At 48.6% G+C, this 3993-nt stretch carries 4 protein-coding genes and 1 pseudogene; 3 read left to right on the top strand and 2 right to left on the bottom strand.

Translation table 11 applies throughout. From position 1 onward, the window contains the following. The coding region (locus tag IQ219_RS17590; protein WP_194073469.1) for a DHHA1 domain-containing protein at positions 1-148 on the top strand (148 nt) is incomplete at its 5' end. 68 nt (positions 149-216) lie between these two features. On the opposite strand, the gene IQ219_RS17585 is transcribed toward IQ219_RS17590, so the two are convergent. Then, complete coding sequence (locus IQ219_RS17585; protein WP_194073468.1) at positions 217-1146, bottom strand: LysR family transcriptional regulator; 930 nt, start codon at positions 1144-1146, stop codon at positions 217-219. A 278-nt stretch (positions 1147-1424) separates the two neighbouring features. Further along, positions 1425-2627: a phosphoglycerate kinase gene (gene pgk, locus IQ219_RS17580; RefSeq protein WP_190595721.1), complete on the bottom strand. Its 1203-nt coding sequence runs from the start codon at positions 2625-2627 to the stop codon at positions 1425-1427. Positions 2628-2677: 50 nt separating this feature from the next. Here pgk and IQ219_RS17575 point away from each other — a divergent pair, with 50 nt between their 5' ends. Both IQ219_RS17575 and IQ219_RS17570 read left to right on the top strand, forming a co-directional pair. Further along, positions 2678-3097 (top strand): DUF2358 domain-containing protein, encoded by a 420-nt coding sequence (locus IQ219_RS17575; protein WP_194073467.1) that lies wholly within the window; start codon positions 2678-2680, stop codon positions 3095-3097. A 424-nt stretch (positions 3098-3521) separates the two neighbouring features. Then, positions 3522-3993, top strand: a pseudogene (locus tag IQ219_RS17570) (FprA family A-type flavoprotein); the annotation flags it as partial.

Genomic DNA, 3993 nt, shown 5'->3' with positions numbered 1-3993 from the left:
TGGGCAATTTATCGGTACCATTGCCAAAATTTGTGGTGGCGGTGGCGGCGGTCGTCCTAATCTGGCCCAGGCCGGGGGAAGGGATCCGAGTAAGTTGCCGGAAGCCTTGGCCACGGCGGAACAAACCCTGTTGGCTGAACTAGAGTAGAGGTTTGAGTCTTCTTTGGGTAGGTAACTCTGACCTTAGCTTAAGTGGGTCGGAGTAGTTCGTAACCATCAATTCACCATCAAGGCCCCAGAGCGGTAATGGTCCACTACTAAATTAAAAAATTCCGCCACGGGGGGCATTTGCAGGCGATCCACCGTGGTCACCACCGACACCTGTCGTCGAAAATCTTGGCGATCGCCAGACTCTGGGCAAAATAAATAGCGCACGGAAAAACTGGGATTGTCAATCACCGGCTTGACCAAAGATTGGGGCATCAAGGCAATCATTTCGCTCCCCTGTACTACCCCATAAAAGGCTTCGGGAATATTTAGTTCCAAACTAACGTTGAGGGGAATTTCCCGGCGACTAAATTCATCTTCCACCAGCCGTCGCATTCGGTAACCGTCCTTAAAAATCACCTGGGGATAGGGTCCCAAATCTTTCCAAGTGATGAATTTTTTTGCTGCTAGGGGATGGTCTCCCGCCATCAAAATACAAATTTGCTCCTCATAGAGGGGTTTAATGGCCAACTCCTTAGTATTAGTTAAACTGCGATGGCTCATGATAATGGCCACATCCACCAAACCATCTTGTAAAACTTTCAAAGCTCGGTCACTTCCCAGGGCCGTCACCCGCAGTTGAATATGGGGATGCCCTAAGCAAAATTTGGGTAATAAACTAGGCAAGGAAGAGACACAAACTGAGTGGATAGCTGCCACACATAATTCCGTTTGTTTACCTTGAAAAAGGCTACTAATTTCCTCGCTAGCCACATCCCATTCTTGACAAATTTTCCTCGCCCGCCGTAGAAATAATTCCCCCGCCACCGTTAGTTTTGCCTGGGCTCCCCGGTGGAATAGTTGGCATTTGAGGGCAGATTCCAAACCCTGGATCTGCCTACTAATGGTAGATTGGGTTACTTCCGATTGTAATGCCGCCTGTTGAAAACTGCCTAGTTCTGCAACTTTTAAAAAAGCCTGTAACTGTTCTAGTCGCATAGGTTAGTTTTCGGGAGAAAATTGGCACAATAAACTATTTCTAGCTATAGCATTGTCCATTGCTCAAAAATGTTATTGATGCACTTTTCTTGGGGCCATATAATGGTGCACAAAAAAACGGGAGGACAGATTTTCATCCATCTTCCCGGTTAATTTCTGAGGAGTTTTTCAGCGTTTTAAGGTGAAAAGAACCTATCTATCTGGTGAAAAATTTTCTCCCGTGGCCCAGTCTTCAAACTGGTGAGAAAAATCTTTTTCCAGAATTATCTAGGCAGACTTTATCGGTCGTCCAAAGCGGCAATGCCGGGCAGAACCTTACCTTCTAGTAATTCCAGGCTAGCACCACCACCAGTGGAAATGTGGCTCATTTTTTCGGCCACTCCTACTTTTTCTACTGCAGCGACCGAATCCCCACCACCAATAATGGTAACGGTACCGCTGGCGGTTAATTCGGCCAAGCTCCTGGCGATCGCCTCGGTGCCTGCGGCAAATTTGTCAAATTCAAATACCCCCATGGGGCCGTTCCAGATGACGGTGCCACAGCCCGCCAGGGCATCCTGGAAGGTTTTGACGGAATCAGGACCAATATCTAGACCCATCCAGCCATCGGGAATAGCGTTGACACTAACAGTTTGGGTGTTGGCATCGGGGGCAAAATTGTCGGCCACCACCACGTCAGTGGGTAGGAGGAACTCTACTCCTTTTTCTTTGGCTTTAGCCATGAGGGACTTAGCTAGCTCCAATTTATCCTCTTCCACCAGGGATTTGCCGGTGCTTAAACCCTGGGCTTTGTAGAAGGTGAAAATCATGCCGCCGCCGATAATCAGCTTGTCGCACTTATCCAGCAGCGTTTCGATGACGCCAATTTTGCTAGATACTTTAGAACCACCGACGATCGCCACCAGGGGACGTTTGGGGGCTTCGATGGCTCCTTGCAGGAACTGTAATTCTTTTTCGATTAGGTAGCCAGCAACGTTAGGGCTGAGGAAATGGGTTACCCCTTCGGTGGAGGCGTGGGCCCGGTGGGCAGTGCCAAAGGCATCGTTAACATAAAGGTCAGCGTTGGCCGCTAAGGCTTTGGCAAATTCGGCATCGTTACCTTCTTCTCCGGCATGGAAACGGAGATTTTCTAACAGGGCCACACCGCCATTGGGCAGGCTAGCAATCTTGGCCGTAACTTCAGCGCCAATGCAATCGTCGCATTTAACCACCGGTTGTCCCAATAGTTCTGCTAGGCGATCGCCAACGGGGGTCAGGCGCATGCTGTCCACCACTTTGCCCTTGGGACGGCCAAAATGACTGCCCAAAATAACTTTGGCGCCTTTGCTCAACAGGTCTTTGATGGTGGGTAAGGCCGCCCGAATCCTGGTGTCGTCGGTAATGCTGCCGTTATCTAGGGGCACGTTAAAATCCACCCGGACAAAAACCCGTTTGCCTGCGAGGTCTGCCTCCGTTAAATTGGCGATCGATTGCTTGGACAAAACCTTTTCCTCCTAAATGTCAAATAAACTTAACAAAATTAAACCAGTCAATGTTACCGTCGACAATGGAAAGCCCCAAAATGACCTCCGAAAATAGCATTCTGACCATCTTGCAACGGGACTATGCCAATTTTCCCTGGCAACAGACCCTGAGCATCTATGATGCCGACGTTTATTTTCAAGATCCCTTGACCCAGTTTCGGGGCCTGGCCCGGTACGAAAAAATGATCCAATTCCTGGCCCGTTGGTTTCAGTCGATCGACCTACAACTCCATGACATTGCCCGGGTAGACCGAGAAATTACCACCCGTTGGACCTTGAGTTGGACTTCCCCCCTGCCCTGGAAGCCGAGAATTGCCATCAGCGGCCGCAGTGAGTTGACCCTGAACGAAGTTGAGTTAATTATTTCTCACATTGATTATTGGGAGTGTTCCCCCTGGAATGTGGTGAAACAACATTTTCAACGATAGGCTGTCATTCCTGTCCCGGTGAGGGCTTGTGTCGAATTGGCGATGGTTGGAAAAATCAATTTTAAGATCAACATTGAATCAGAATTGACCGAGAAAGCCTCAATGTATTCTTGTCTTTTCATGATTGACTTTAGAATGACGTCGCGGCCACAATCGCTGATTCAAAGCTAAACTAGCCTAGGCAAATAACGGTAAAGTAAGGCTCCTCGATAAAAGCCTAAATCTTTGGAAATTAGTTTCAAACCATTGTTTTTTGGGTATTCCCGAATAATTTCAACAGCAGCTCCCTCTGTGCTAATACAGCAAATTCGCCGTAAGCATTGATCATTGAGCACTTCATCCATTGGCCCGGATCAGGGCTTGAACGGGGCCGACACAAAAGTCAGAAATCCATGCAAAACTGGAGACAACCCAACTAACTACCATGGTTGGTAAGTTGTTTTTTCCTCTCCCCACCATGCCTGCCAAAGACGTTCAAATCTGCCCGATCGCCGTTGACACCACTGTGTTTCGCTCCCGCACTTGGGACAGGTTGAAGTTTGAAATTGAGTATGGCCTGCAAAGGGGCACCACGGCCAACAGTTACTTGATCAGTGCTGATAAGACCGCCCTCTTTGACCCGCCGGGGGAGTCCTTCACTGATAATTTTGTCGGTACATTAATCCAACGACTAGACCTGAACATCCTGGATTACGTCATTTTGGGCCACGTTAACGCCAACCGGAGCCATACCCTGAAGCTGTTATTAAGCTTGGCTCCCCAGGCAACGATTATTTGCTCTAACCCCGCTGCCCAAAATTTAGAAAAATTACTGGCGGATGGAGACGTTAATAATCCCATTCAAGTGATGAAAGGCAACGATCGCCTGGATTTAGGGCGGGGCCACGAGTTGAGCT

Source organism: Synechocystis sp. LEGE 06083 (assembly GCF_015207725.1).
GTDB lineage: Bacteria > Cyanobacteriota > Cyanobacteriia > Cyanobacteriales > Microcystaceae > Synechocystis > Synechocystis salina.
The sequence above is the reverse complement of the archived record's forward strand: the minus strand, read 5'-3'. Positions and strand labels throughout refer to the sequence as shown.